Here is a 22,806-nt window from a genome sequence, read left to right as displayed (position 1 = left end):
CGCCGGAACCAGACGCGTCTTCCAATTGTTACTGGCCAGGAAAGAAGCGGGGGCCTGCTGAATCGCAACACGTTCTAGTACGCTCTCGCCGTGCCCTCGCCCACCCCTTTCCGCGCGACCCTGGCGCGTTCGGTCCGGCTGTTCAGCGCCTTCCGCAAGGAACAGACCGATCCCGACTTCTTCTACGGCCTGCTCGCGCGGGACACCGTCGCGCAGCTCGACTCCTACGCCGAGCTCAAGGGCACGCTCATCGTGGACGTGGGCGGCGGTTCCGGCTACTTCTCCGACGCGCTGCGCGACAGCGGGGCCCGGGTGGTCTGCGTCGACTGCGACGCCGGCGAGATGACCGCCCGCGACGGCCGCATGCCGGTGGACTCGATCCTGGGCAGCGCGCTCGACCTGCCCCTGGCCACCGGTTCGGTGGACCTCTGCTTCTCCTCCAACGTGCTGGAGCACGTGCCGGACCCGATCCGGATGGCCGATGAGATGCTCCGCGTGACCCGGCCGGGCGGCACGGTGTACCTGTCCTACACCAACTGGCTCTCGCCCTGGGGCGGGCACGAGACCTCGCCCTGGCACTACCTCGGCGGGCACACGGCCGCCCGGCGCTATGTCAGGAAGATGGGCAGGCGTCCCAAGAACGTGTTCGGCGAGAGCCTCTACGCCGTCTCCGTGGCCCGGATGCTCCGCTGGGCGCGCAGCCGTCCCGACGCCGTGGTCGTGGACGCGCTCCCCCGCTACCTGCCGCGCTGGGCCAAGTTCGTGGTCGGCGTCCCGGGACTGCGCGAGCTGGTCACCTGGAACCTGGTGATCGTGCTCAGGAAGCACTGAGCCGCGACACCTTGGCCAGCCGGGTGGCGCGCACCTCCGCCAGCTCGGCGACGATCAGGTGGGCGAAGGCCTCGCCGGTGCGCTCCCAGTGGAAGCTGTCGGCCCACTGCCGGCACTGCCGCGCGGTCTCCTCCCGCAGCACGGGGTCGGTGAGCCGCTTGAGCGAGCGGTCGACGACGTTGGCCAGGGTGTCGTCCTCGCGCACCAGCCAGCCGGTGATCCCGTCGCGCACCGAGTCGCGCAGCCCGCCGACGTCGTAGGCCACGGTCGGCACGCCCTGGCCGGCCGCCTCGATGACGGTCAGGCCCCAGCCCTCCCACTCCGAGGGCATGACGTGCAGCAGGGACTCCCCGAGCAGCCGGTTCTTGTCCTCCTCGGGCACGAAGCCGTGCAGGGTCACCCGGTCGCCGAGCGAGCGCCGCGCGACGAGATCGGCCAGATTCGCGTACTCCGGACCCCGGCCGATCACGTGCACCCGCAGGTCGGGCCACTGCGGCCGCAGGGTCTCGGCCAGCTCGACCACCTGCTCGATCCGCTTGTGCCCGACCAGCCGGCCCACGTAGGTGATGACCGGCTCGCCGGTGGGCTCGACCCCGGACGGGACGACCCGCACCCCGTTGTGGATCACCTGGATCGGCGCGATCCAGCCCAGCCGTTCACGCAGGCCCCGCCTGGACGACTCCGAGACGGTCACCGTGGTGCAACGCCGGTAGAGCCGCCTGGCCAGCGGGCCCTCCACGAAGCAGCAGACGCGGGCGACCAGCTTCGGCAGGAAGGCGTAGAACTGCCGCTGGTGCACGTGGTGCACCAGCGAGATGACCTTGGTACGGCGGCGCACCACGAGCGGCGCGAAGAACGGGATGCCGTTCATGGCGTCGACGACCAGGTCGAAGCGCCGGCGCCGCAGCAGCAGCCACAGCGGGACGAGCAGGTAGACCAGGTAGCGGTTGCCCATCCGGCGCAGTTCGATGCCGTCCACCCGCTCGGCGGCCACCTGGCCGCGCTCCCGGCTGGTCACGAAGTGCACGCCGGCGCCCTGCTCGGCGAGGTACCTGGCCACCTGCCAGGCGTACTCCTCCGCGCCGCCCGCCACGCTCTGCAGGGGCTCGCGGAAGTTGAGCACGGCGACCCGGATGTCTCCGAGATTGGGCCCGCCTGATCTCGTCACGTCTGCTCCACGGGGGGTAGGGCGCATGCGGGCATGGCTGAACACAGCTCATCGCCGTGGGGTGTCGAACAGGGAGTTCCGGTGTCGCCTGAGCGCTCAGATCACCGGGAGCCGTAGTTGTACAACGGCTGGTTGGGCGGTTCCGCCGTCGGCGCGGCGACATTGACGACCGCTGCCGAGGCTCCGACCGCCAGAACGGCCCCGATGATGAGTGCCGCGAGGATGCGAACCACTTGGTTCTCCCTCCAGATCGGAAGCGGGATGGGCCCGAGATTAGAACGTGTTCCCAATCATCGCCATAGGCTTGCTCAAACCGTAACAGAGTAAGTTACCCTCGGGTACCCCCTGGAACTCGCAGAAGAACCACCTCCTGACCCCGGTAAGCCACACCCCACCCGGGGTACTGGGCGAGGAACCTGTTCTCATCCCCCGCGATCAGCACGTAGCGGATCGGCGGCCGTTCGCCGAGGTCCTCGCCGCGCACCCGCAGCCGCAGGCCGTCCGGCAACTTCACCGACAGCCCGTCGTCCCAAACCACCCGCCGCTCGAACAGCTTGGTCGCCGGATCCAGCACCACCCGCCCCCCGTTCCACGCGAAAGCCCGGTGCGCGCCCCAGGGCAGGCTCAGCACCGCACCGGGAGCCGGGTCCGCGTTGACGATCCGCTGCACGGCGAGCCAGTCCGCCGGGTAGTCCACCGCCGCCAGCCGCCCGAAGGCGCCCAGCGCGAAGGTGGGCAGCACCAGCAGCGGGGCGAGCACCCCCAGCCAGTGCGGCACCAGCGTGCCGAACCCGACGGCGGCCGCCAGCACGAGAGGCGCGAGGTACGCCTGCCCGTCACGGAGCGGCCCGAAGCCGGGCCATCCGGCGATCAGCGCCTTGACCAGGCCGGGCGCGAAGGCTCCAGCACAGGCGATCACCAGCCCCGCCGACGCCGCCAGGGCCAGCCCGCGCCACCAGGTCACCTTGCCGCGCAGCCGTACGAAACCGGCCAGGCCCACGAGGGCCAGCAGCAGCCGGGCGCTGGCCGGCCACCAGCCGTCCTGGCCGGGCACGCCGGCCTCGGCGTTCCAGACGCCCCCGAGCGACAGGAGGCTGCCGAGCGTCCCGAACGGGCCGTCCGCGCGGGCCGCGAAGGCGTCGACGCCCGCCGGGTCCGTCGCGGCGTCGGCGGCCAGCGCGGGGACGAGCCAGGGCAGGGCGAGGACGGCGGGCAGCCAGAGCCGGCGCGGGGCGACCCCGACCAGGGTGAGCACAGTGACGAGCATCGCCTGGAAGCCGCCCGCGGCGGCGGGCAGGAGGGCGAGGGCGAGGTGCCACCAGCGCCGGCCGGCCGCGTGCACGACCCACGGCAGGCCGGCGAAGCCGAGCAGGAGCGCCCACTGCCCGAGGAGCAGGCGCTGGGCGAGGTAGATGTTCCAGGCGTAGAAGGCCGCCGCCGCCAGGCGCGGCAGCAGCCGCTCGCCCGGGACCAGCGCGGCGGCGCCGGAGGCGGCCAGGACGAAGATCCCGAGGAGGATGCCCTTCTGCACGAGCTGGTCGGGCAGCACCCCGGACAGCAGCGCGACGACGAGGTCGCTGGGCATCGCCCGGGGGAAGCCGCCGGTGTCGGGCAGGATCGGCGGGTCCGGCACGAACACCATGTCGTAGCGCAGCACGAAGCCGGGACCCAGGGCAGGCCAGAGGGCCAGGACGCCCAGGGCGAGCCCCAGGAACGCGGGCCCCCAGACGTGCACAATCCTGCCCATAGCGGGTCAGAGTAGCGGCTCCGGTGACCGGCGAGCACCGGAGCCGCTCCCCGCGGTTACTTGCCGGGCTCCGGGTCGCGGGGCAGCCCGAGCATGCGCTCACCGATGATGTTGAGCTGCACCTCGGTGGTCCCGCCGTAGATGGTCATCGCCCGGGTGGCCAGGACCGCGCGGTTCCAGTAGCCCGCGTCGCCCAGCCGCATGTCCGCCGCGATCGTCGCCGCCGGGCCGAGCAGCGACACCGCGCACTCGGAGACGTGCTGCGCGTGCGAGGTGGACAGCAGCTTGCGCACCGAGGCGTCCGCCCCGGGCTCGGTCCCGGCGAGCTGCTTGAGCGTCACCCGGAGCGACAGCGCGTTGATCGAGTGCCCCTCGCAGACCACCGCGGCCAGCTCCTGCCGCTCGGCCGGGGTGAGCTCGCGTCCGAGCCGGCCGGCCAGGCCGACCAGGTCGGGCACCGACGACCCGGTCCCGCCGGAGCCGGACGACAGCGACACGCGCTCGTTGGACAGCGTGTTGCGCGCCACCCGCCAGCCGTCGTTGACCTCGCCCACGACCAGGTCGTCCGGCACGAAGACGTCGTCGAGGAAGACCTCGTTGAACAGGTTCTCGCCGGTCATCTCGGTCAGCGGCCGGACGGTGACCCCGGGCGCCTTCATGTCGACCAGGAAGTAGGTGATGCCGTCGTGCTTGGGCTTGGAGGTGTCGGTGCGGGCGATGCAGATGCCCCACTCGGCGACGTGCGCCACGGACGTCCAGATCTTCTGGCCGTTGAGCCGCCAGCCGCCCTCGACCTTCTCCGCCTTCATCTGCACGTTCGCCAGGTCGGAGCCGGCGCCGGGCTCGGAGAAGAGCTGGCACCAGATCATCTCGCCGCTCAGCGTGCCGGGCAGGAAGCGCTCCTGCTGCTCCGGCGTGCCGTACACGGCGATGGACGGGACCACCCACGCGCCGATGATCATCTGCGGCAGCTTGAGCTTGGCGGCGCGCAGCTCCTGGTGGATGAGCACCTGCTCCAGCGGCTTGGCGTCGCGGCCCCACGGCTTGGGCAGGTGCGGCATGACGAAGCCGCGCGAGGCCAGCGCCCGCTTCTGGTCGCTGCCGCGGTTGCCGTGGCCGCTCGGCTCGGTGCTCAGCCCGGCGATCTCGGCCAGCTCGGCGCGGATCGACTCGCGCAGTTCCTCGGCCTCCTCCGGCAGGTCGATCTCCATCTCGCGGGCGACGCCGTCGAGCGCGAGCTCGGCGACCGAGGCCGACCACTCGGCGGAGGAGCCGAGCAGCGCGCGGATGGTGAGCGCGCGGCGGAAGTAGAGGTGCGCGTCGTGCTCGTAGGTGTAGCCGATGCCGCCGAAGGTCTGGATCGCGTCCTTGGCGCACTGCACGGCGGCGTCCGGCGCCATGACCCCGGCCACCGCGGCGGCGAACTCCAGCTCGCGGCCCTGCGCGCGGGTGGCGTCCCACACGGTGGCGCGGGCCTGCTCCAGCGCGACCAGCATGCGCGAGAGCTTGTGCTTGATGCCCTGGAACTGGCCGATCGGCCGGCCGAACTGCTCGCGCACCTTGGCGTAGTCGGCGGCGGCCCGGACGCACCAGGAGGCCAGCCCGGCCGCCTCGGCGCCCAGCAGGATCGCGGCCAGGTTGAGGACGTCGGACCCCTCGACGCCGTCCAGGACCCGCTCGGCCGGTACGGCTACCGCCGCCAGCTCCACCTTGGCCACGGCGCGGGTGATGTCCAGGGACTTGACCGGCGTCACGGTGGCCGAGGCGGCGTCGAGCGCGACCCACTCCTCGCCCTCCGGCGTGCTCACCGGGAGCACGAGCACGTCGGCCAGGTCACCGCCCAGCACCGGCTCCGCCGTACCGGAGACCACCAGGGTGCCGTCCTGGCCCCGGGTGCCGGTCAGCTCGCCGCGCAACGCCACGGCGCCGGTCAGCGTGCCGTCGGCCAGGCCCGGCAGCAGCTCGTGCCGCTTGGAGGCGTGGATGACGGCGCTGGCCAGCACGGTGGGCACGTACGGGCCGGGGGCGACCCGCTCGGCCAGCGCCTCGATGGCGACGGCCGTCTCCAGCAGGCCGTAGCCGGAGCCGCCGGCCTCCTCCGGCAGGTGCAGCCCGAGCAGGCCCTGCTCGGCCAGCCCCGCCCAGAAGCCGGGACGGCCGCTCCCCTGCTCGCGCGGGGTGATGTGCCGCTCGGCCCAGCCCGCCACCGACTCGCGGAGCGCCTCGTGCTCCTCGCTCAACCCGATCGCCATCGTGTCCTCCCAGACATAGCCTAGAAGGATATTCTAGAGGATGCTTCTATGTTTTACGTAGCCCCTTGACCAGCGTGTACAGATCGGGCTGCTGATCGGGCCTGGTGTCCGGTACGGTCGCCAGCAGCATCGCCGGCTTCGCCTTGCCGACCTCGATGACCGCGACCACGCCCTGCGAGCTGCCACCGGGGTAGGTCGCGGTGAAGCCGAGCACCCAGCCCTTGCCCTTGGCCGGCTTCTGCGAACCGGTCCAGGCGATCACCGCACCGTCGGGCAGGTGCGTGCGCGCGGCCCAGCGGGTGGCCCGGTAGGCGATCTCCCGGTAGTCGGCGTCACCGCTCGGCTTGGCGCTCACCTCGACCGGCACCATCGCCGAGCCGATCACCGTGTGCGGCCTGGCCTTCTCGCCGATCCGCTGGGCGATGGAGAACGGGCTGTAGGACCTGGCGTCCCACGGCTTGCCCAGGCGCGGATAGGTGAGCAACGTGTTCTTGTCGGTGAAGCTGCCGACGACCTTGGTGGCCTTGCCCTCGGGCTTCGGCAGCGCCAGTTCCGCCGGCGGCTCGGCCGCGACCACCCCGGTCGGCGCGGGCGTCGCGGCGGCGGTCGCCTGCGGCGCGGCGGCGGTGGTGATCGGCTGGTTGTCCGGCTGGTCGCCGGAGAAGAGCGCGAAGACGGCCACGACCGCGAGCACCGTCACCACGACGGCCACCACCAGGTAGACCGTCCGGATCGGGACGTCGCCGAGCTTCCGCTTCGGCGGCCGCGGCGCCGGGACCGGCCGCGGGGGCGCCTGCGGGGTCTCCTGAGGGACCACGATCCGGCGGAACGGCGTGGTCGGGGCCTCGTGCGAGGGGTGGTAGGGATCGTGGTCGCCCATGCGCTTGAGATTACGTCACCCCTTGAACCCTTTTGCCGACAGAACGTTGTTCTGTAGGGTCCGATCCATGAGGGGCTTCTACGAGATCGCCGCAGCCGATCCTGGACGACCTGCCCTGCTCGACGCCGACCTGACCTACGGCCGCCTCCTGGCCACGGTCAACCGCGTCTCGCACGGCCTGCTGGCCCGGGGGGTACGGCGGGGCGACGCGGTCGTCACCGTGGTGCGCAACGGGCCCGACGCGGTCGCGCTCATGCTCGCGACCTACCAGATCGGCGCCTACCACGTCCCGGTGAACTGGCACTTCACCGAGGACGAGATCGACTACGTGGTCCGCGACTGCCAGGCGAAGGTCGTCGTCCGCGACGGCCACGACAGCGTCGCCGGCCTCGCCGAGGGCCGGCCCGACACCGCCCCGGAACCGCGCTGGGCCGGATCCATGATGCTCTACACCTCCGGCACCACCGGCCGCCCCAAGGGCGTGCGCCGCCGCCTGCTCGAGCTGTCGCCCGAGGACCTCCACCCGATCCTGATGCGCAAGAGCTGGCGGCACTTCGGCCTCCCGCTCGGCGGGGTGCACCTGGTCTGCTCGCAGCTCTACCACTCCGCCCCGTACGGCCAGGCCATGATGGCCCTGCACCACGGGCACTCGCTGGTGGTGCCGGAACGGTTCGACGCCGTCGAGACCCTGGAGACGATCGAGCGGCACCGGGTGACCAACGCCTTCATGGTGCCCACCATGTTCCACCGGCTGCTGGCCGTACCGGACCGGGACCGCTACGACCTGTCCAGCCTCACCCACCTCTACCACGGCGCCGCGCCCTGCCCCCCGGCCACCAAGAAAGCCATGATCGACTGGGTCGGCCCGGTGGTGTGGGAGTACTACGGCTCCACCGAGGCGGCCGTCGCCACCATGCTGTCCACCCAGGAATGGCTGGAGCGCCCCGGCACGGTCGGGCGGGCGGTCGAGGGCCTGCGCTTCACCATCCTCGGCGACGACGGCCGCGAACAGCCGCCCGGCGAGCCAGGCCTGGTCTACATCAGCGGGATCAACCGCTTCGAGTACCACAACGACCCGGCCAAGACCGCCTCCTCCATGCGCGGCCAGGCCTACACCCCCGGCGACGTCGGCTACCTCGACGCCGACGGCTACCTCTTCCTGCTCGACCGCAGGACCGACCTGATCATCTCGGGCGGCGTCAACATCTACCCCGCCGAGATCGAGGCCGTGCTGATCGAGCACCCCGCCGTGGCCGACGTCGCGGTCATCGGCGTCCCCGACCCCGAATGGGGACACAAGGTCGTCGCCCTCGTCCAGCCCGTCGAGGGCGCCTCACCCGGCGACGACCTCGCCGCCTCGCTGCTCGACCTGTGCGCCGGACGCCTGGCCCGGCTCAAGCATCCCCGCGTCATCGAGTTCCGGGCCGAACTCCCCCGCACGCCCACCGGCAAGCTCAGCCGCAGCAGCGTCCGCGAGGCGTATCTTTCCCCTTGATCAGGGAAGATACCGGCGCATGAGGACGATACTCGCCGGTCTTGCCGCCGCTCTGATGCTGGCCGGGTGCTCCTCCCCCGCACCCGTCTCCAGCCCCAGCACCACCCCCGCCACCGCCTCCCCCTCCGAGAGCGCCACCCCGGCCCCGGAGAGCGCGCTCGCGCTCGAGAAGGCCTACGAGCAGGTGATCACCCAGGTCCTGCCGTCGATCGTGCAGATCACCACGCGCGTGGGCCTGGGCTCGGGCATCGTCTACGACACCGCCGGGCACATCATCACCAACGCCCACGTGGTCGGCGAGGCCACCGAGATGCAGGTGTCCCTCGCCACCGGCGGAGCCGCCCGGGCCGCGAAGCTGGTCGCCTCCTTCCGCGCCGGCGACCTCGCGGTCATCAAGGTCGACGACCCCCGGGGCCTGCGGCCCGCCCGCTTCGCCGACTCCTCCAAGCTCCGCGTCGGCCAGATCGTGCTCGCCATGGGCAACCCGCTGGGCCTGTCCGGCAGCGTGACGAACGGCATCATCTCCGCCCTGGGCCGTACCGTCCAGGAGCCCTCCAACGTCACCATCGCCAACGCCATCCAGACCTCGGCCGCCATCAACCCCGGCAACAGCGGTGGCGCCCTGGTCTCCCTCTCCGGCGAGGTCGTCGGCATCCCCACCCTGGCCGCCACCAACCCCGACCTCGGCGACAGCGCCGCCCCCGGCATCGGCTTCGCCATCCCCAGCAACACCGCCACCGACGTCGCCCAGCAGATCATCAAGGACGGCAAGGTCACCAACACCCACCGGGCCGCCCTGGGCATCCGCGGCACCACCGTCCTCGGCGCCGACGGCCAGCCCGCCGGCGTCCAGGTCTACTCCGTCATCCCCGGCGGCGCCGCCGCCACCGCGGGCATCGCCGCCGGCGACGTCATCGTCTCGGTCAACGGCACGGACACCCCGACCATGGCCGCCCTCGCCGAGGTCCTCGCCGGCCTCCAGCCGGGCGACCAGGCCAAGGTGGAAGTCGCCAAGCCCGACGGCACCACCGCCACCGCCACCGTCACCTTGGGCGAACTCCAGGCGGACTGATCACACGCGGGGGCGGTCCTTTCCACCGGGCCGCCCCTCCGGCACGACCGCCCAGGAGCGGCTGAGACTGCCCCTGGACGCCCACTACGCACCAGCCGTGTCCTGACCTCACCGGCACGCCGGCTGCCCGGCAGTGGGCTGCCGGCGGGGTCGCGCAGCATGGGCTCGCTCGATCTGGTCGTCGCCCTCATCGCCTTCAGCCACCGCCGCCAGTGGCGGTAAGGGGCGGAGGCGTGCGCGCTGAAGATCCTCCGGAACCTACCGAGGTTCTTCATGGACCTCGTCGCCGGCCGCTCGGCGCAGTCAAGCCATCCACGGTTGGGCCCGCTCCCGGCGACCGGTGGATGCGGTCGGCCGGTCAGGCGCATCCGGAGAGCTTCCGGCTCTGATCCGGCTCGGTGAAGACGCTCATGGACTGATTTTGCTGGAATGTATGGTCTTCCGGCGTGAGGGGTTCGGGGACCTGGTCGGCAAAACCTAGGACGTACCACCAACGGTTGTCGTGCGGATTGAGGACCGACGCATAATCCTCGGCCACCACCTCAGAGAAGGTGATGCCCTCGGTCTGAATCTCGTCCTCGAGGCCCTTGGTGATCCGGAAGGTCGCCTCGGTGCAGCCGGGCACACGGAACTCCATGAGGCTGTAGGTCCAGTTCGCGGCTTCGCCCGCGCCCTTGTCGCGGGTGAACCTGAGCTGGATGCGCGTGGTGGCCAATGCGGTGTTGCCGTTGGTGAAGACGAGGTCGCCGCCGTCGAAGAACACACCGTCGTGACCGTCGTAGATGATCCGTTGGACGAACGCCCGCCTGACCGTCTCGTCTTCCTCGGCTTTCTGACGTTGCGCATCGCTTCTCTGCTGCTCCGCGACCCTGCGTGAATCGAGCCTCTGTTGCTCCGCGACCCTGAGCGCGTTCACGGATATGGCGAGCGCGGGCAGGGACATGAGTCCGGCGAGAACCGTGGCGAGCGCCGCCCACCACTGAACGTTCCAGCGGACATCCCGCAGTCTGCCCCTCGGCCTGGACCGTGCCCTTTGGGCGGCTTTGCGGATTGAGCGGGCCGAAGGACGGGCGGCCCGCCTCGATCCGTGAGAGCGAGACCAGCGCACGGGTAAGCGGCTCATGACCGCTATGTTCTCTGGCTGGGTGGCCGGCGGCGACCCCCGAGCCTGATCGGCTCGGATTCGGGGCGCGGTCGTGGCCCAGGGGTCCCCTGGTGCCCCCACTGACACGAAACCGCCCCCTACCGTGGAGTGTTTCTCCAGGTAGAGGGCGGTCTGGTCTGGTGGAGGTGGCGGGAATCGAACCCGCGTCCTTCAACCCCAAACCAGGGCTTCTCCGGGCGCAGCCTGCTTGACGCTTTTCTCGGCCCCGGTGCTTCCGCAGGCGGATCACCGACGGGCTCAGTCACTGTTAGATGTTCCGCGAACCCCCGTGACCGGGGCTAGCGGTTGAGCCTTCTAGCGATGCCAGGTCCTGAGCCGAAGGCATTCTCAGGCTGACAGTGGGTTGCTGTTAGGCAACGAGGGCGAAGTTGGACTTCGCCGCCACAGTGCTCTTAGAGTTGGCACTTGTTGTTTGCGGTCACAGGATTTACGAGGTTATGTCCGCCGTCCTCGGCCCGCTTCTCCTGACTTGCAAGGTCAAAGTCGAGACCAATCACCCCCGGGTGTGTGTTCCACCTGACCTTACAACACGCGAACCCCGGCTCGCATTCCGGTAAACGGCCGAAGGCCCCCGGGAACGCGGCAAGTCGCGCACATCCCCGAGGGCCGACCGGCAGGGTCGAGCCGGTCCTGACGGCAGGGCTTCCCCCGAGATGATGCCCTGGCCCGTCACCGTGACTGGAACCGCAACCCCCCGAGCGGCTCAGTCATGAGGTAAGACGCTCAGCCCCGCAGCAACGGTTGCTCTGGGTCACTGAGTTTCACGAAGCGTTACCGATGGCTTGGAAGAAGCGGCCCGCGACGGCCGCGGGATCACTCTTCTCCACCAGTACGGCTACCGCCACATCACCTTGCCAGCCCACGAACCAGGTCATCGGCTTGCCGGGCACCTCGGCGCGGATGCCGTGGACGCCGGTGACCGTACCGGCGGCGCCTGCCGTACCGGAGACGACGCCCGCGCGCATCATGGCGGTCAGCGCGGCCTTGACCTTGGGGTCGATCGGCCGGGCCTGGACGGGCTCGTCGGGCAGGGTCTCGCCGGCCGGGTCGGGCGAGGCGGGCTTGGTGACCAGCACGGGCGGATGCCAGGTGCCGGAGGCCAGCGCGCCCGCGACCAGCGCCAGCGAGAGCGGGCTGACCTGGACGTTCTGCCCGGCGATGGCCATGGCCTTGCCGGCGTCGCTGTCGGTCTCGGGCCAGGCGCCGGAGAAGGAGGCCAGCGGGAGCTTCCAGGGCAGGCCCAGGCCGAGCTCCTCGGCGCTGCGCTTGAGCTGGTCGGCGTCGACGAGGCGGGCGAGCGCGGCCAGGCCGGTCACGCAGCCGTGGGCGAAGGTGTGCTGGAAGGTGGTGCCGGGCGTGACGGTCCCGGTGTAGTCGAAGCGGGCGCCGCCGACGGAGCGGCTGGCCACGCAGGGCACGCGCGTCTTCGGCGTCACCGACGACTTCAGCAGGGCGTTGGCCGCGACGATCGACATGGCCGTGCCGCCGGGGTACTTGCCGGCCAGCCCGTCCTTGATCTGGTCGAGCCCGGTGGAGCCGACCGCCAGGACGTTGCCGCTGGAGGCCTCGACGGCGACCAGCATGCTGGCGGAGGTGCCCTGGACCGCGGTCTGGGCGGCCCGCTGGATCGAGGAGTCGATCGTGGTGTGCACCTCGGCCGCGTCGCGAAGCCCCTGGAGCTCCTGGAGCTCCGCGGCCTTCTCGCCGGTCTTGAGGTCGAGCGTGATCACCTGGGTGACCGTGGAGCCGGTCAGCCGGTCCTGGTAGGCCTTCTGCAGCCCGGAGCGGCCCATCGAGTCGCCCGCCCGCTGCGGCCCGCCGAGCTGCTGCTCGCCCTCGGCGGTGAGCGTGCTGACCAGGCCGACGATCTGCTTGGGGTCGGCCGGGGCGACCGGCTGCTCCTGCACCTGGGTCCTGATGCCCTGGATGCCGGTGAGCTGGTCCTTGAGCTGCTGGTGGCGCTTGCGGCCGAGGGTGATCAGCGGCACGAACTCGCTGGGCGGCGCCGAGCGGATCCGGCTGATCAGCCGGTCGGCGGCGTAGCCGGTGAGCTGGGAGAGCTGCCGGCAGACCGCCTCGGCGTTGGCCCCGAGCTGCCCCGGCGTCACCCCGACCACGTACAGCGGCATGTTGGTCTGCAGCGAGGCGCCGTCGCGGTCGACGATCGGCTGCCGCCCCACCGACCTGGTCAGGACGGCGAAGCGCTGCCCGTCCTTGAGCTGCGGATGCAGCACCGAGGGCGACCAGAGCACCTTCCACTGCCCGTCGATCAGCCGCAGCGGCATCTCGCTCTTGTAGTGCCAGAGCGGGTTGTTCTCCCCCAGGTCGACCTCGGCGTTGAAGGACGCCTTGGCGTCGTCGCCGGTGCGGGTCACCCCGGTGATGCGGAAGCGGAAGGAGATGGCGTCGAGGTCGAGCTTGGTGTCGGCCAGCGCCTTGGCCACCGCCTTGGGGTCGCCGTTGGTGCGCTCGGCCGCGAGGTCGTAGTTCTCCTCTTTCCAGCCCACCAGGAAGTCGCGGATGGCCTCGTGCGGCGAGGACTCCGACAGGCATCCGGACAGCGTCGTGCCCGCGACCACCATCGTGACGGCCGCGGACAGCAGGCGCTTGGCTCGGGTCATCGGCTGTGCTGGCGTACGGCTCGCGCCATCTCCCGCTTGGCCTGCTGCTCGGCCAGGGTCTGCCGCTTGTCCCAGTCCTTCTTGCCGCGGCCCAGGCCGATCTCGACCTTGGCCCGGCCGTCCTTGAAGTAGAGCTGCAGCGGCACGATCGTCAGCCCGCCCTCCTTGAGCTTGGCGGCGAGCTTGTCGATCTCCTTGCGGTTGAGCAGGAGCTTGCGCTTACGGCGGGCCGAGTGGTTGGTCCACGTGCCCTGCGCGTATTCGGGGATGTGCACGTTGAGCAGCCACGCCTCGTCGTTCTCGACCGTGGCGTAGCCGTCGGTCAGCGAGGCCCGGCCCTCGCGCAGCGACTTGACCTCGGTGCCCTGGAGGACCAGACCCGCCTCGAAGGTGTCACTGATCTGATAGTCGTGCCGGGCACGCTTGTTCTGGGCGATGAGCTTCCGCCCGGTTTCACGTGGCATACCTCGACCTTACCGGCGTCCGGTCACACTCGGAGGTAGCGACGGAGGGTCACGAAGGACGACAGGATACAGATCAGCACGCCGATGCCCAGCGTCCAGACGATCACCCAGGCCACGGTCTCCCATTCGAGCTGGGATCCGATCGCCAGGTACTTCTGGAACTCCTCGAAGACGAAGACCTTCGCCAGGATCAGCATGACCGCCGCGAAGACGCCGCCGATCAGCCCCGAGATCATGCCTTCCATGACGAACGGGAGCTGGATGTACAGGTTGGACGCGCCGACCAGCCGCATGATGCCCGTCTCCCGGCGCCGGTTGAACGCCGAGAGCCGCACCGTGTTGGCGATCAGCAGGATCGACGCGATGACCACGAATCCGGCGAGCACGAAGGCCGCCGTCCGCAGCGCGTCGAGCATGCCGAAGAAGTCGTTCAGCAGTTCCTTCTGGTTCTTGATCGACGAGACGCCCGGTTGCCCGGTGACCGCGTCGATGACCGGCTGGAACAGCTCGGGGTCCTTGAGCTGGACGCGGAAGGAGGTGGGCATGTCCTCCGGCTTGGTCACGTCCAGCAGCGTCTTGTCCACGGCGGTCTTGCGGAAGTTCTCGTAGGCCATCGCCTGGTCCTCGAAGTGGACCTGCTTGACCTCGGGCAGCCCCTCCAGCTTGGTCTTGAGCGCCTCGGTCTGGTCGGGGCTGGCCTCCTTGCCCTTGCAGGCGGGGATCGAGGTGTTCTTGGTGCACAGGAACACCGAGACCTCGACCTTGTCGAACCAGTAGTCCTTCATGGTGCTGACCTGAGCGCTGATCAGGAAGCCGACGCCGAGCATCGCCATGCCGACGGCGACGGTGACGATGACCGCGATGGTCATCGTCAGGTTCCGGCGAAGGCCGATCCAGACCTCGGAGAGGATGAAATTCGCCCGCATGTTCTTCCCGTCAGCTCCCTTGGTATCCGGATCCTCAGTACGCCTGGCCGTAGACGCCACGCGACTGGTCGCGGACGATCTTGCCGTCCTCCAGCTCCACGACACGCTTGCGCATCGAGTCGACGATGGCCGCGTCATGCGTGGCCATGACGACGGTGGTGCCGGTCCTGTTGATCCGGTCGAGGACCTTCATGATGCCGATGCTGGTCGCCGGGTCGATGTTGCCCGTCGGCTCGTCGGCCAGCAGGATCATCGGCCGGTTGACGAAGGCGCGCGCCATCGCGACGCGCTGCTGCTCGCCGCCCGAGAGCTCCTCGGGCATGCGGTGCGCCTTGCCTTCCAGACCGACCAGTTCGATGACCTCGGGCACGACCTTGCGGATGAACCGCCTGGGCTTGCCGATCACCTCTAGGGCGAACGCCACGTTCTCGTAGACGTTCTTGTTGGGCAGGAGCCTGAAGTCCTGGAACACGCAGCCGATGCGGCGGCGCAGGGAGGGCACCTTGAAGTTGGACAGCCTGGCGAGATCCTTGCCGGCCACGTGGATGGCACCGGAATTGGGTCGCTCCTCCTTGAGGATCAACCTCAGGAAGGTCGACTTCCCGGAGCCCGAGGGCCCGACCAGGAACACGAACTCGCTCTTGTCGATGTCTACGGAGACGTGGTCCAGCGCGGGCCTGTTCTGATTCGCGTAGACCTTGGTGACGTTGTCGAAATGAATCACGAGAGCATCACGGCGTACCAGTCTAGGGGCCAAGCTGGAGGGGAGGGTGGCACATGCCCACTTCCCACCGCTGACCTACCGGGGGCGTCCATCTTTACTGATGATCGACGTTCCGATTGGCTGGAGGACAGTCTAGGGGGAAGACTGGCATGGAACGTCCATAACGGAAACAAAACGATTGAGCGGCTACAGTGGAGGCACGATGAGTTGCGAACACCTTGTCTGCGCCGCCTGCGCCCACCCGGTCATCGAGGGACGCTGCGCCACCTGCCGCGCCAACCGCGAACGCCTGCACCGGCACGGCTTCGCCCTGACCCCGGCCATGGTCGCCGCGGTCCTTCTCGCCGCGCTCTTCCTCACGCTGGTGCTGCGGCAGTTGCTCGGCACCTAGCCGAAGCCGGCCGTACGGGACGGCCGGCGTCGCCCTGACTACTCCATCCCGGCTTCCTGGCGGCGCATCCAGCGGATCTCGCTCTCGATGAAGCCGTCGATGTCCCCGTCCAGGACCGCGGTCGGGTTGCCCGCCTCGGTGCCGGTGCGCAGATCCTTGACGATTTGGTACGGGTGCAGGACGTAGTTGCGGATCTGCGTGCCCCACGAGGTGGTCGAGGCGCCGCGCAGCTCGGACATCTTCTCCGCCTCCTCCTGCCGCTTGCGCTCCAGCAGCTTGGCCTGGAGGACCGCCATGGCGGTCGCCCGGTTCTGGAGCTGGGAGCGCTCGTTCTGACAGGAGACCACGATGCCGCTGGGCAGGTGGGTGATGCGGACCGCCGAGTCGGTCGTGTTGACGCCCTGGCCGCCGGGGCCGGAGGAGCGGTACACGTCGATGCGGAGCTCGTCCTCGTTGATGTCGATGTGGTCGGTCTGCTCGACGACGGGCACGATGTCGACGCCGGCGAAGGAGGTCTGCCGGCGGCCCTGGTTGTCGAACGGGCTGATCCGGACCAGCCGGTGCGTGCCGTGCTCGCCGCGGAGCGTGCCGTACGCGTAGGGGGCCTTGATGGTGAAGGTCGCGGACTTGATGCCGGCCTCCTCCGCGTAGGAGGTCTCGTAGACCTCCGTGGAGTAGCCCTTGCGCTCGGCCCAGCGCAGGTACATGCGCAGGAGCATCTGCGCCCAGTCGGCCGCGTCGACGCCGCCGGCCTGGGAGTTGATGGTCACCAGAGCCTCGCGCGAGTCGTACTCGCCCGACAGCAGCGTGCGGACCTCCAGCGCGTTGACGTCGCCGCGCAGCGAGTTGAGCTCCCGCTCGGCCTCGGCCAGCGTGTCGGCGTCGTCCTCCTCCGCGGCCAGCTCGAACAGGACCGAGAGGTCGTCGACCCGCCGCTGGAGCCCTTCGACGCGGTTGAGCTCGCCCTGCAGGTGCGAGAGCTTGCTCGTGACCTTCTGCGCCGCCTCGGGGTCGTCCCACAGATCCGGCGCGGCCACCTGCTCCTCCAGCTCGGCGATCTGCTTGCGCATCGCGTCGAGGTCGAGCACGTCCTTGATGCTGGCGAGCGTGCTGGACAGCTCGCTGATCTCTTCTGCCGGGTCTATTCCTGCCACGTCTCCCAAGGGTACGGCACGCCGTAACATATCGAGGTGCGCGCATACGGTCCGGTGGTGCTAGGCGCCGCCCTTCTGCTCAGCCTGACCGGCTGTTCCGCAGGCGACCGTCCGGCGACGCCGCCGACCCCGATGACCGTCAGCAGCAGCGCGACCGCCTCACCGACCCCCACCGCCGCGCCGCCGATCACCCCGGCCCAGGCGCTGGCGGAGTTCACCGAGTTCGCCCGCGCCAACGTCTGGGTGCGCGAGGCGGGCCTGATGCGTGACGCGCTGGAGCAGGTGACCGGCGGGCAGTCGTCGCTGACCGCGGCGGCCTTCGACTCGGCCGGCGGCCGGCCTGCCGCCTACCGGTGGGGCGAGCCGACGCTGCTGGTGCCCAGGCTGGCGCCCGGCGACAAGAACCCGTGGTTCTCCGCGATCGTGCCGCGCGACGGCAAGCCGACGCTGGTGACCTTCGCCCGGGGCGGCGGGCGCTGGCGGCTGACCTCGATGACGGTGTTGCGCAAGGTGCCGCAGGTGGAGATCGGCGCCGACGGGTATGCGACGCCCCTGGCCTCCGACGACGTGAGCGTGCGGATCAGCCCGAAGTACGTGGGCCCGCTGCACGCGACCATCGCCGAGGCGGGCTCGGAGGGCGTGGCCGGCAAGCTGATCGCGCCGGGCCCGTTCACCACCGAGATCGCCGAGAGCGACGCCCGCGACCGGGCGATGTGGCGGGACAGGGCCTACGACAACGACTCCACCTTCTCCACCGGCGACCTGCCCGTCTACGCGCTGCGCACGAAGGACGGCGGCGCGCTGGTGCAGTACTCCCTGACCCGCACGACGACGGTGACGCCCAAGACCACGGGCGAGGAGGGCGTGCCGATCCCCGTGCCCGAGCGCGCCCGCTGGGCGGTGGGCGACGTGGTCAAGCCGACCCGGCTCAAGCCGCTCAGCGTCAGCGAGGTGCACCAGTTCGCCACCGCCGTACCGCCCGCCGACGCCGAACACCCCGCCGACGTGGTCGCCCACGACGGCGGGGTGATCAAGGCTTCCGGCCCGACGGGCTAGTCGGCGCTGCGGGGCAGGCTGCTGGAGGCCACCAGCGTCCGCACCGCCCGGAGCGCGACCGAGAGGGTCGCCAGGTCGAAGTTGTCGCTCTCCCAGATCTCCGAGAGCGTCTGGCGGGCCCGGCCGACGGCGGCGGCGTTCGCCTCCGTCCAGCGGGCCAGCCGCTCCTCCGGCGCCAGGCCCGAGGCGCTCGACGCCAGCACGTCCTGGGTGAGCGAGGCGTGCGCGGCGTAGAGGTCGTCCCGCAGGGCCGAGCGGGCCATGGAGTTCCAGCGGTTGTCCCGCGGCAGCGCGATCACCCGCTCGCGCAGCCGGGCGAGCTGGAGCCGGTCGGCCAGGTCGAAGTAGACCTCGGCCACCTCGCCCACCGGTCGGCCGGTGAGCGAGGCGATCTCCACCAGGTCGAAGGTGGAGTAGGCGGGCACCATCGACGCGGTCCGCTCGGCCAGCTCCACCGGCACGCCCCTGGCCACGAAGGCGTCGCGGCGCTCCTCGAAGGCGGCCAGGTCGGGGCCGGTGAGCAGCTTGGGGATGTGCGCGAGCAGGCCGTTGACGCCCTTGACGAAGTAGCTGACCGCGCCGGCCAGGTCCATCGGCGGGCGCCGGTTGGTCAGCAGCCAGCGGGTGCCGCGCTCGGCCAGCTTGCGCGCCTCCAGCAGCATCGCGATCTGGGTCGCGGTGTCGACCTGGTTGTCCAGGCTCTCCACCGCGCGGAAGAAGCCGGGCAGGTCGAACACCTCGCGGGTGACCAGCCAGGCCTTGGCGATGTCCTCGGCCGAGGCGCCGGTCTCCTCGCCCAGCCGGAACATGAAGGTGGTCCCGGTGGAGTTGACCAGCTCGTTGGTCACGCAGGTGGTGATGATCTCGCGGCGCAGCGGGTGGTTGTCCATGTAGGAGCGGAACCGCTCGCGCAACGCCGACGGGAAGTAGGAGACCAGCCAGGTGGCCAGGTAGGGGTCGTCCGGCAGGTCGGAGCCGAGCAGCTCGTTCTCGGTGACCAGCTTGGTGTAGGCCAGCAGGACCGAGAACTCCGGCGCGGTCAGCCCGAGCCGGGCCTGGCGGCGCTCGGCCAGGATCTTGTCCGAGGGCAGGAACTCCAGCTCCCGGTTGACCAGCCCCTCGCGCTCCAGCTTGCGCAGGTAGCGGGCGTGGATGTGCAGCATCTCCACGCTCTGGGCGCGGGCCGCGGCCAGCACCACGTTCTGGGCGTAGTTGTCGCGCAGGACGAGCTGGGCGACCTCGTCGGTCATCTCGCGGAAGACCTGGTTGCGCTGCTTGTCGGTGAGCTCGCCGTCGCGCACCACCTCGTCCAGGAGGATCTTGATGTTGACCTCGTGGTCGGAGGTGTCGACGCCCGCGGAGTTGTCGATGAAGTCGGTGTTGACCAGCCCGCCGTTCAGCGCGAACTCGATCCGGCCGAGCTGGGTCAGGCCCAGGTTGCCGCCCTCGCCGACCACCTTGGCGCGCAGGTCGGCGCCGTTGACGCGCAGGGCGTCGTTGGCCTTGTCGCCGACGTCGGCGTTGGACTCGGCCGCCGACTTCACGTAGGTGCCGATGCCGCCGTTCCAGAGCAGGTCGACCGGGGCCTTGAGGATGGCGTTGATCAGGTCGTTGGGCGCCATCGAGGCGACCGGCTCCTCGATGCCCAGCGCCTCGCGGATCTGCGGGGTGAGCGGGATCGACTTGGCCGTGCGCGGCCACACGCCGCCTCCGGCGGAGATGAGGCCGCGGTCGTAGTCCTCCCACGAGCTGCGCGGCAGCTCGAACAGGCGCCGCCGCTCGGCGAAGGAGGTGGCCGCGTCGGGGTCGGGGTCGATGAAGATGTGCCGGTGGTCGAAGGCGGCCACCAGGCGGATGTGCTCCGACAGCAGCATGCCGTTGCCGAAGACGTCGCCCGACATGTCGCCCACGCCGGCGACGGTGAAGTCGGTGGTCTGCGTGTCGAGGCCCATCGTGCGGAAGTGGTACTTCACCGACTCCCAGGCGCCGCGGGCGGTGATGCCCATCGCCTTGTGGTCGTAGCCCACCGAGCCGCCGGAGGCGAAGGCGTCGCCGAGCCAGAAGCCGTACTCCTTGGCCACGCTGTTGGCGATGTCGGAGAAGGTGGCCGTGCCCTTGTCGGCGGCGACCACCAGGTAGGGGTCGTCACCGTCGTGCCGTACCACGTCAGAGGGTGGGACGACCTTGCCCTCGGCCAGGTTGTCGGTGATGTCCAGCAGGCCGGAGATGAAGATCCGGTAGCAGGCCACGCCCTCGGCCAGCACGTCCTCGCGGTTGCCGCTCGCCGGGGGCCGCTTGACGACGAAGCCGCCCTTGGAGCCGGTCGGCACGATGACGGTGTTCTTCACCATCTGCGCCTTGACCAGGCCGAGGATCTCGGTGCGGAAGTCCTCCATCCGGTCGGACCAGCGCAGGCCGCCGCGCGCCACCTTGCCGAAGCGCAGGTGCACGCCCTCGACCCGCGGCGAGTACACGAAGATCTCGTACTTGGGCCGCGGCAGCGGCAGCACGCTGATCGACGGCGAGTCGAGCTTCAACGAGATGTACGGCTTGCGCCGCCCGTCGGGCCCGGTCTGGAAGTAGTTGGTGCGCAGCGTGGACTGGATCATCTCCAGGTAGGCGCGCAGGATGCGGTCCTCGTCCAGGGAGGCGACCTCGTCCAACGAGGCCAGGATCTCCTCGGTGAGCGCGTCGGTGAGGTCCTGGCGGGCCTCCGCCGAGCGCCTCGGGTCGAGCCGCGCCTCGAACAGGCAGACCAGCAGCCGCGACAGCCGTACGTTGCCGGTCAGCACGCGCTCCATGTAGCGCTGGCTGAAGGTGGTGCCGGCCTGGCGGAGGTACTTGGCGTAGACCCGCAGGATCTCGACCTGTTCCCAGGTCAGCCCGGCCTGCAGGATGAGCGAGTTGAAGTTGTCGGCGGCCACCTGGCCGTGCCAGAGGGCGGCCAGGCCGTCCTGGAACAGCCGCTTGAAGTCCTCCCGGCCGACCTCGGGCGAGGGCACGTAGCGCAGGCCGAAGTCGTAGATCCAGGCGTTCTTGGTGGTCGGGTCGTTGTCGCGGTCCACCTCGTAGGGCCGCTCGTCGACGACCTCGACGCCGAGCCGCTGGATGAGCGGCAGCGCCTTCGACAGCGAGATCGGCGAGCCCAGCTTGTAGATCTTGAGCCGCCGCTCGCCCTCGGTGACGTCGTAGGGCTCGTAGAGGTTGATGCCGATCGCGTCGTCGTCCTTGCCGACCAGCTCCTCCAGGCGCTTGAGGTCGACCACGGCCAGCTTGGGAGGGAAGTCGGCCTTGTAGCCCTCGGGGAAGGCGGCCTGGTAGCGCCGGGCGAGCCGGGGCGCCTCCTCCTCGGAGGTCATCTCGGTCAGCGCGTCGGCCAGGTCGTCCTCCCAGGACCGGGTGATCGCGGCCAGGCGCGACTCCAGCTCCTCGACGTCCACCGTGGGCTGGGGCAGCGGCTTGCCGCGCTCGCCGCGGATGACCACGTGCAGCCGGGCCAGCGCCGACTCGCCGATCATCGCCGAGTAGTCGAGCGAGGTGCCGCCGAGCGCCTTGAGCAGCAGCTCCTGCATCTTCAGCCGCACCTTGGTGGTGTAGCGGTCGCGCGGCAGGTAGATCAGGCACGAGATGAAGCGGCCGTAGTCGTCGCGGCGCAGGAAGAGCCGGACCTGCTTGCGCTCGCGCAGCCGTAGCACGCCTTGGGCGATCGGCACGAGCTGCTCGACGGAGGTCTGGAACAGCTCGTCGCGCGGGAAGGTCTCCAGGATCTCGATGAGGTCCTTGCCGTCGTGCGAGTCGGGGGAGAGCCCGGCGGCCTCGATCACCTCGCCGAGCTTGCGGCGCAGCACCGGGATGCGGGAGATCGACTCGTTGTAGGCGACGTGCGTGAACAGGCCGAGGAAGCGGCGCTCGCCGACCACCTCGCCGTCGGGCGAGAAGAGCTTGACGCCGACGTAGTCGAGGTAGGCGCTGCGGTGCACGGTGGCCCGCGAGTTGGCCTTGGTGATGATCAGAAGCTGCTTCTCGCGCGCCTTGGCCCGCAGCTCGGGCGGCATCGCGGCGAAGCTGTCGGAGCCGGCCTTGTCGTCGCGCAGGATGCCGAGCGCGGCGCCCGGGACGGCCTTGAGGACCTCGCCGTCCTCGGAGCGGTCCAGGCGGTACTCCTTGTAGCCGAGGAAGGTGAAGTGGCCGTCGGCCAGCCAGCGCAGCAGGTCGATGCTGTCCTCGACCTCCGCCGGCTCCAGCGGCGGCGGGTTGACGCCCAGGTCCTCGGCGGTCTGGACGGCCAGCGCGCGCATCTTCACGAAGTCCTCGACCGCGTGCCGTACGTCGGCCAGGACCCGCTGGAGGTCGGCCTCCAGCTCCTTGAGCACGGCCGGGTCGGCCTGCCGGTCGATCTCGATGTGCATCCACGACTCGGTGGAGATCTGGCCGGTCACGTCCTCCTGGCCGCGGCCGAGCAGGCGGCCGGTCATGTCCCGCCGTACCCGCATCTGCGGGTGGACCAGGAGGTGCACGCCGATGTCGTGGCGGTCGAGCTCCATCGTGACCGAGTCGACGAGGAAGGGCATGTCGTCGGTGACCACGTCGACCACGGAGTGGCCGGGATCCCAGCCGTTCTCCTCCACGGTCGGCGTGTAGGCCCTGACCAGCGCCCGCCCCTGCGGCCTGACCTCGGCCAGGTGCTTCTGGGACATCGCCGGGCCGTAAACGTCTACAGCATTGCGCTCGAGCAGATCCTCGGGCGCGACATGCCGGTAGTAGAGCCGGAGAAAGGCCGACGCCTCGTCCTCGGGCACTTCGGCGCATTGGTGCGCCGCGCGCTGGAGCAGTTCGTCCTTGGCCTCTTCGAGCGGCATC

The 22,806-nt window shown here is 70.3% G+C and carries 17 protein-coding genes and 1 other RNA gene; 5 read left to right on the top strand and 13 right to left on the bottom strand.

Annotated elements, in window-relative coordinates; genetic code table 11:
• Positions 1-90: 90 nt before the first annotated feature.
• The gene (locus AB0I67_RS03605; protein WP_357916960.1) at positions 91-831 is read left to right on the top strand and encodes a class I SAM-dependent methyltransferase; all 741 of its coding nucleotides are present in this window, start codon (positions 91-93) and stop codon (positions 829-831) included.
• On the opposite strand, the gene AB0I67_RS03600 is transcribed toward AB0I67_RS03605, so the two are convergent.
• The 5 genes from AB0I67_RS03600 to AB0I67_RS03580 form a co-directional block, all read right to left on the bottom strand.
• Positions 818-1,999, bottom strand: coding sequence for a glycosyltransferase family 4 protein (locus AB0I67_RS03600; RefSeq protein WP_357916958.1), 1,182 nt, complete (start codon positions 1,997-1,999; stop codon positions 818-820). The two genes, AB0I67_RS03605 and AB0I67_RS03600, sit on opposite strands and share 14 nt — an antisense overlap.
• Before the next feature lie 101 nt (positions 2,000-2,100).
• Positions 2,101-2,232 carry a hypothetical protein gene (locus tag AB0I67_RS03595; RefSeq protein ID WP_357916955.1) on the bottom strand — a complete coding sequence of 44 codons (132 nt, stop codon included), beginning with the start codon at positions 2,230-2,232 and terminating at the stop codon, positions 2,101-2,103.
• 95 nt (positions 2,233-2,327) lie between these two features.
• On the bottom strand, positions 2,328-3,746 hold the full coding sequence (locus AB0I67_RS03590; protein ID WP_357916952.1) for a hypothetical protein: 1,419 nt from the start codon (positions 3,744-3,746) through the stop codon (positions 2,328-2,330).
• Positions 3,747-3,802: 56 nt separating this feature from the next.
• Positions 3,803-5,998: an acyl-CoA dehydrogenase gene (locus AB0I67_RS03585; RefSeq protein WP_357916949.1), complete on the bottom strand. Its 2,196-nt coding sequence runs from the start codon at positions 5,996-5,998 to the stop codon at positions 3,803-3,805.
• 46 nt (positions 5,999-6,044) lie between these two features.
• Positions 6,045-6,878, bottom strand: a complete 834-nt coding sequence (locus AB0I67_RS03580; protein ID WP_357916947.1) for a hypothetical protein — start codon at positions 6,876-6,878, stop codon at positions 6,045-6,047.
• Between the two features lie 67 nt (positions 6,879-6,945).
• Between AB0I67_RS03580 and AB0I67_RS03575 the strand changes: the two genes are divergently transcribed.
• Both AB0I67_RS03575 and AB0I67_RS03570 read left to right on the top strand, forming a co-directional pair.
• Positions 6,946-8,373 (top strand): AMP-binding protein, encoded by a 1,428-nt coding sequence (locus tag AB0I67_RS03575; RefSeq protein ID WP_357916944.1) that lies wholly within the window; start codon positions 6,946-6,948, stop codon positions 8,371-8,373.
• Between the two features lie 19 nt (positions 8,374-8,392).
• Complete coding sequence (locus AB0I67_RS03570; RefSeq protein ID WP_357916941.1) at positions 8,393-9,445, top strand: trypsin-like peptidase domain-containing protein; 1,053 nt, start codon at positions 8,393-8,395, stop codon at positions 9,443-9,445.
• Between the two features lie 358 nt (positions 9,446-9,803).
• Here AB0I67_RS03570 and AB0I67_RS03565 read toward each other — a convergent pair whose 3' ends face one another.
• From AB0I67_RS03565 to ftsE, 6 genes are all read right to left on the bottom strand, one after another.
• On the bottom strand, positions 9,804-10,388 hold the full coding sequence (locus AB0I67_RS03565) for a hypothetical protein (RefSeq protein ID WP_357916938.1): 585 nt from the start codon (positions 10,386-10,388) through the stop codon (positions 9,804-9,806).
• A gap of 339 nt (positions 10,389-10,727) precedes the next feature.
• Positions 10,728-11,111: a transfer-messenger RNA gene (gene ssrA / locus AB0I67_RS03560) on the bottom strand.
• A gap of 260 nt (positions 11,112-11,371) precedes the next feature.
• Positions 11,372-13,231 carry a penicillin-binding transpeptidase domain-containing protein gene (locus AB0I67_RS03555; RefSeq protein WP_357916935.1) on the bottom strand — a complete coding sequence of 620 codons (1,860 nt, stop codon included), beginning with the start codon at positions 13,229-13,231 and terminating at the stop codon, positions 11,372-11,374.
• A complete protein-coding gene (gene smpB / locus AB0I67_RS03550) occupies positions 13,228-13,695 on the bottom strand; it encodes an SsrA-binding protein SmpB (RefSeq protein WP_357916932.1) in 468 nt (155 codons plus the stop codon). Before smpB ends, AB0I67_RS03555 begins: the two co-directional genes overlap by 4 nt.
• Positions 13,696-13,718: 23 nt before the next feature.
• Positions 13,719-14,621, bottom strand: coding sequence for a permease-like cell division protein FtsX (gene ftsX / locus AB0I67_RS03545; RefSeq protein ID WP_357916929.1), 903 nt, complete (start codon positions 14,619-14,621; stop codon positions 13,719-13,721).
• A 34-nt stretch (positions 14,622-14,655) separates the two neighbouring features.
• Complete coding sequence (ftsE, locus tag AB0I67_RS03540) at positions 14,656-15,345, bottom strand: cell division ATP-binding protein FtsE (RefSeq protein WP_357916926.1); 690 nt, start codon at positions 15,343-15,345, stop codon at positions 14,656-14,658.
• A gap of 202 nt (positions 15,346-15,547) precedes the next feature.
• Between ftsE and AB0I67_RS03535 the strand changes: the two genes are divergently transcribed.
• A complete protein-coding gene (locus AB0I67_RS03535; RefSeq protein WP_357916923.1) occupies positions 15,548-15,736 on the top strand; it encodes a hypothetical protein in 189 nt (62 codons plus the stop codon).
• A 38-nt stretch (positions 15,737-15,774) separates the two neighbouring features.
• Here the strand turns inward: AB0I67_RS03535 and prfB are convergent, their stop codons facing one another.
• Positions 15,775-16,890 (bottom strand): peptide chain release factor 2, encoded by a 1,116-nt coding sequence (gene prfB, locus AB0I67_RS03530; protein ID WP_357916921.1) that lies wholly within the window; start codon positions 16,888-16,890, stop codon positions 15,775-15,777.
• A gap of 36 nt (positions 16,891-16,926) precedes the next feature.
• On the opposite strand from prfB, the gene AB0I67_RS03525 reads away from it, so the two are divergent.
• Complete coding sequence (locus AB0I67_RS03525) at positions 16,927-17,946, top strand: hypothetical protein (RefSeq protein ID WP_357916918.1); 1,020 nt, start codon at positions 16,927-16,929, stop codon at positions 17,944-17,946.
• Here AB0I67_RS03525 and AB0I67_RS03520 read toward each other — a convergent pair.
• Positions 17,943-22,805 carry an NAD-glutamate dehydrogenase gene (locus tag AB0I67_RS03520; protein ID WP_357916915.1) on the bottom strand — a complete coding sequence of 1,621 codons (4,863 nt, stop codon included), beginning with the start codon at positions 22,803-22,805 and terminating at the stop codon, positions 17,943-17,945. The two genes, AB0I67_RS03525 and AB0I67_RS03520, sit on opposite strands and share 4 nt — an antisense overlap.
• Position 22,806: the final 1 nt, after the last annotated feature.

Origin of the sequence: Nonomuraea sp. NPDC050310 (genome assembly GCF_040655795.1) — a bacterium.
Classification (GTDB): domain Bacteria; phylum Actinomycetota; class Actinomycetes; order Streptosporangiales; family Streptosporangiaceae; genus Nonomuraea.
The sequence above is the reverse complement of the archived record's forward strand: the minus strand, read 5'-3'. Positions and strand labels throughout refer to the sequence as shown.

Excerpts from the sequence above, each read along its gene's own strand:
- AB0I67_RS03555 (WP_357916935.1), bottom strand. The coding sequence starts at position 13,231 with ATGACCCGAGCCAAGCGCCTGCTGTCCGCGGCCGTCACGATGGTGGTC.
- smpB (WP_357916932.1), bottom strand. The coding sequence starts at position 13,695 with ATGCCACGTGAAACCGGGCGGAAGCTCATCGCCCAGAACAAGCGTGCC.
- AB0I67_RS03520 (WP_357916915.1), bottom strand. The coding sequence starts at position 22,805 with ATGCCGCTCGAAGAGGCCAAGGACGAACTGCTCCAGCGCGCGGCGCAC.
- AB0I67_RS03565 (WP_357916938.1), bottom strand. The coding sequence starts at position 10,388 with ATGTCCCTGCCCGCGCTCGCCATATCCGTGAACGCGCTCAGGGTCGCG.
- AB0I67_RS03585 (WP_357916949.1), bottom strand. The coding sequence starts at position 5,998 with ATGGCGATCGGGTTGAGCGAGGAGCACGAGGCGCTCCGCGAGTCGGTG.
- AB0I67_RS03570 (WP_357916941.1), top strand. The coding sequence starts at position 8,393 with ATGAGGACGATACTCGCCGGTCTTGCCGCCGCTCTGATGCTGGCCGGG.
- AB0I67_RS03590 (WP_357916952.1), bottom strand. The coding sequence starts at position 3,746 with ATGGGCAGGATTGTGCACGTCTGGGGGCCCGCGTTCCTGGGGCTCGCC.
- ftsX (WP_357916929.1), bottom strand. The coding sequence starts at position 14,621 with ATGCGGGCGAATTTCATCCTCTCCGAGGTCTGGATCGGCCTTCGCCGG.
- AB0I67_RS03580 (WP_357916947.1), bottom strand. The coding sequence starts at position 6,878 with ATGGGCGACCACGATCCCTACCACCCCTCGCACGAGGCCCCGACCACG.
- AB0I67_RS03535 (WP_357916923.1), top strand. The coding sequence starts at position 15,548 with ATGAGTTGCGAACACCTTGTCTGCGCCGCCTGCGCCCACCCGGTCATC.
- AB0I67_RS03575 (WP_357916944.1), top strand. The coding sequence starts at position 6,946 with ATGAGGGGCTTCTACGAGATCGCCGCAGCCGATCCTGGACGACCTGCC.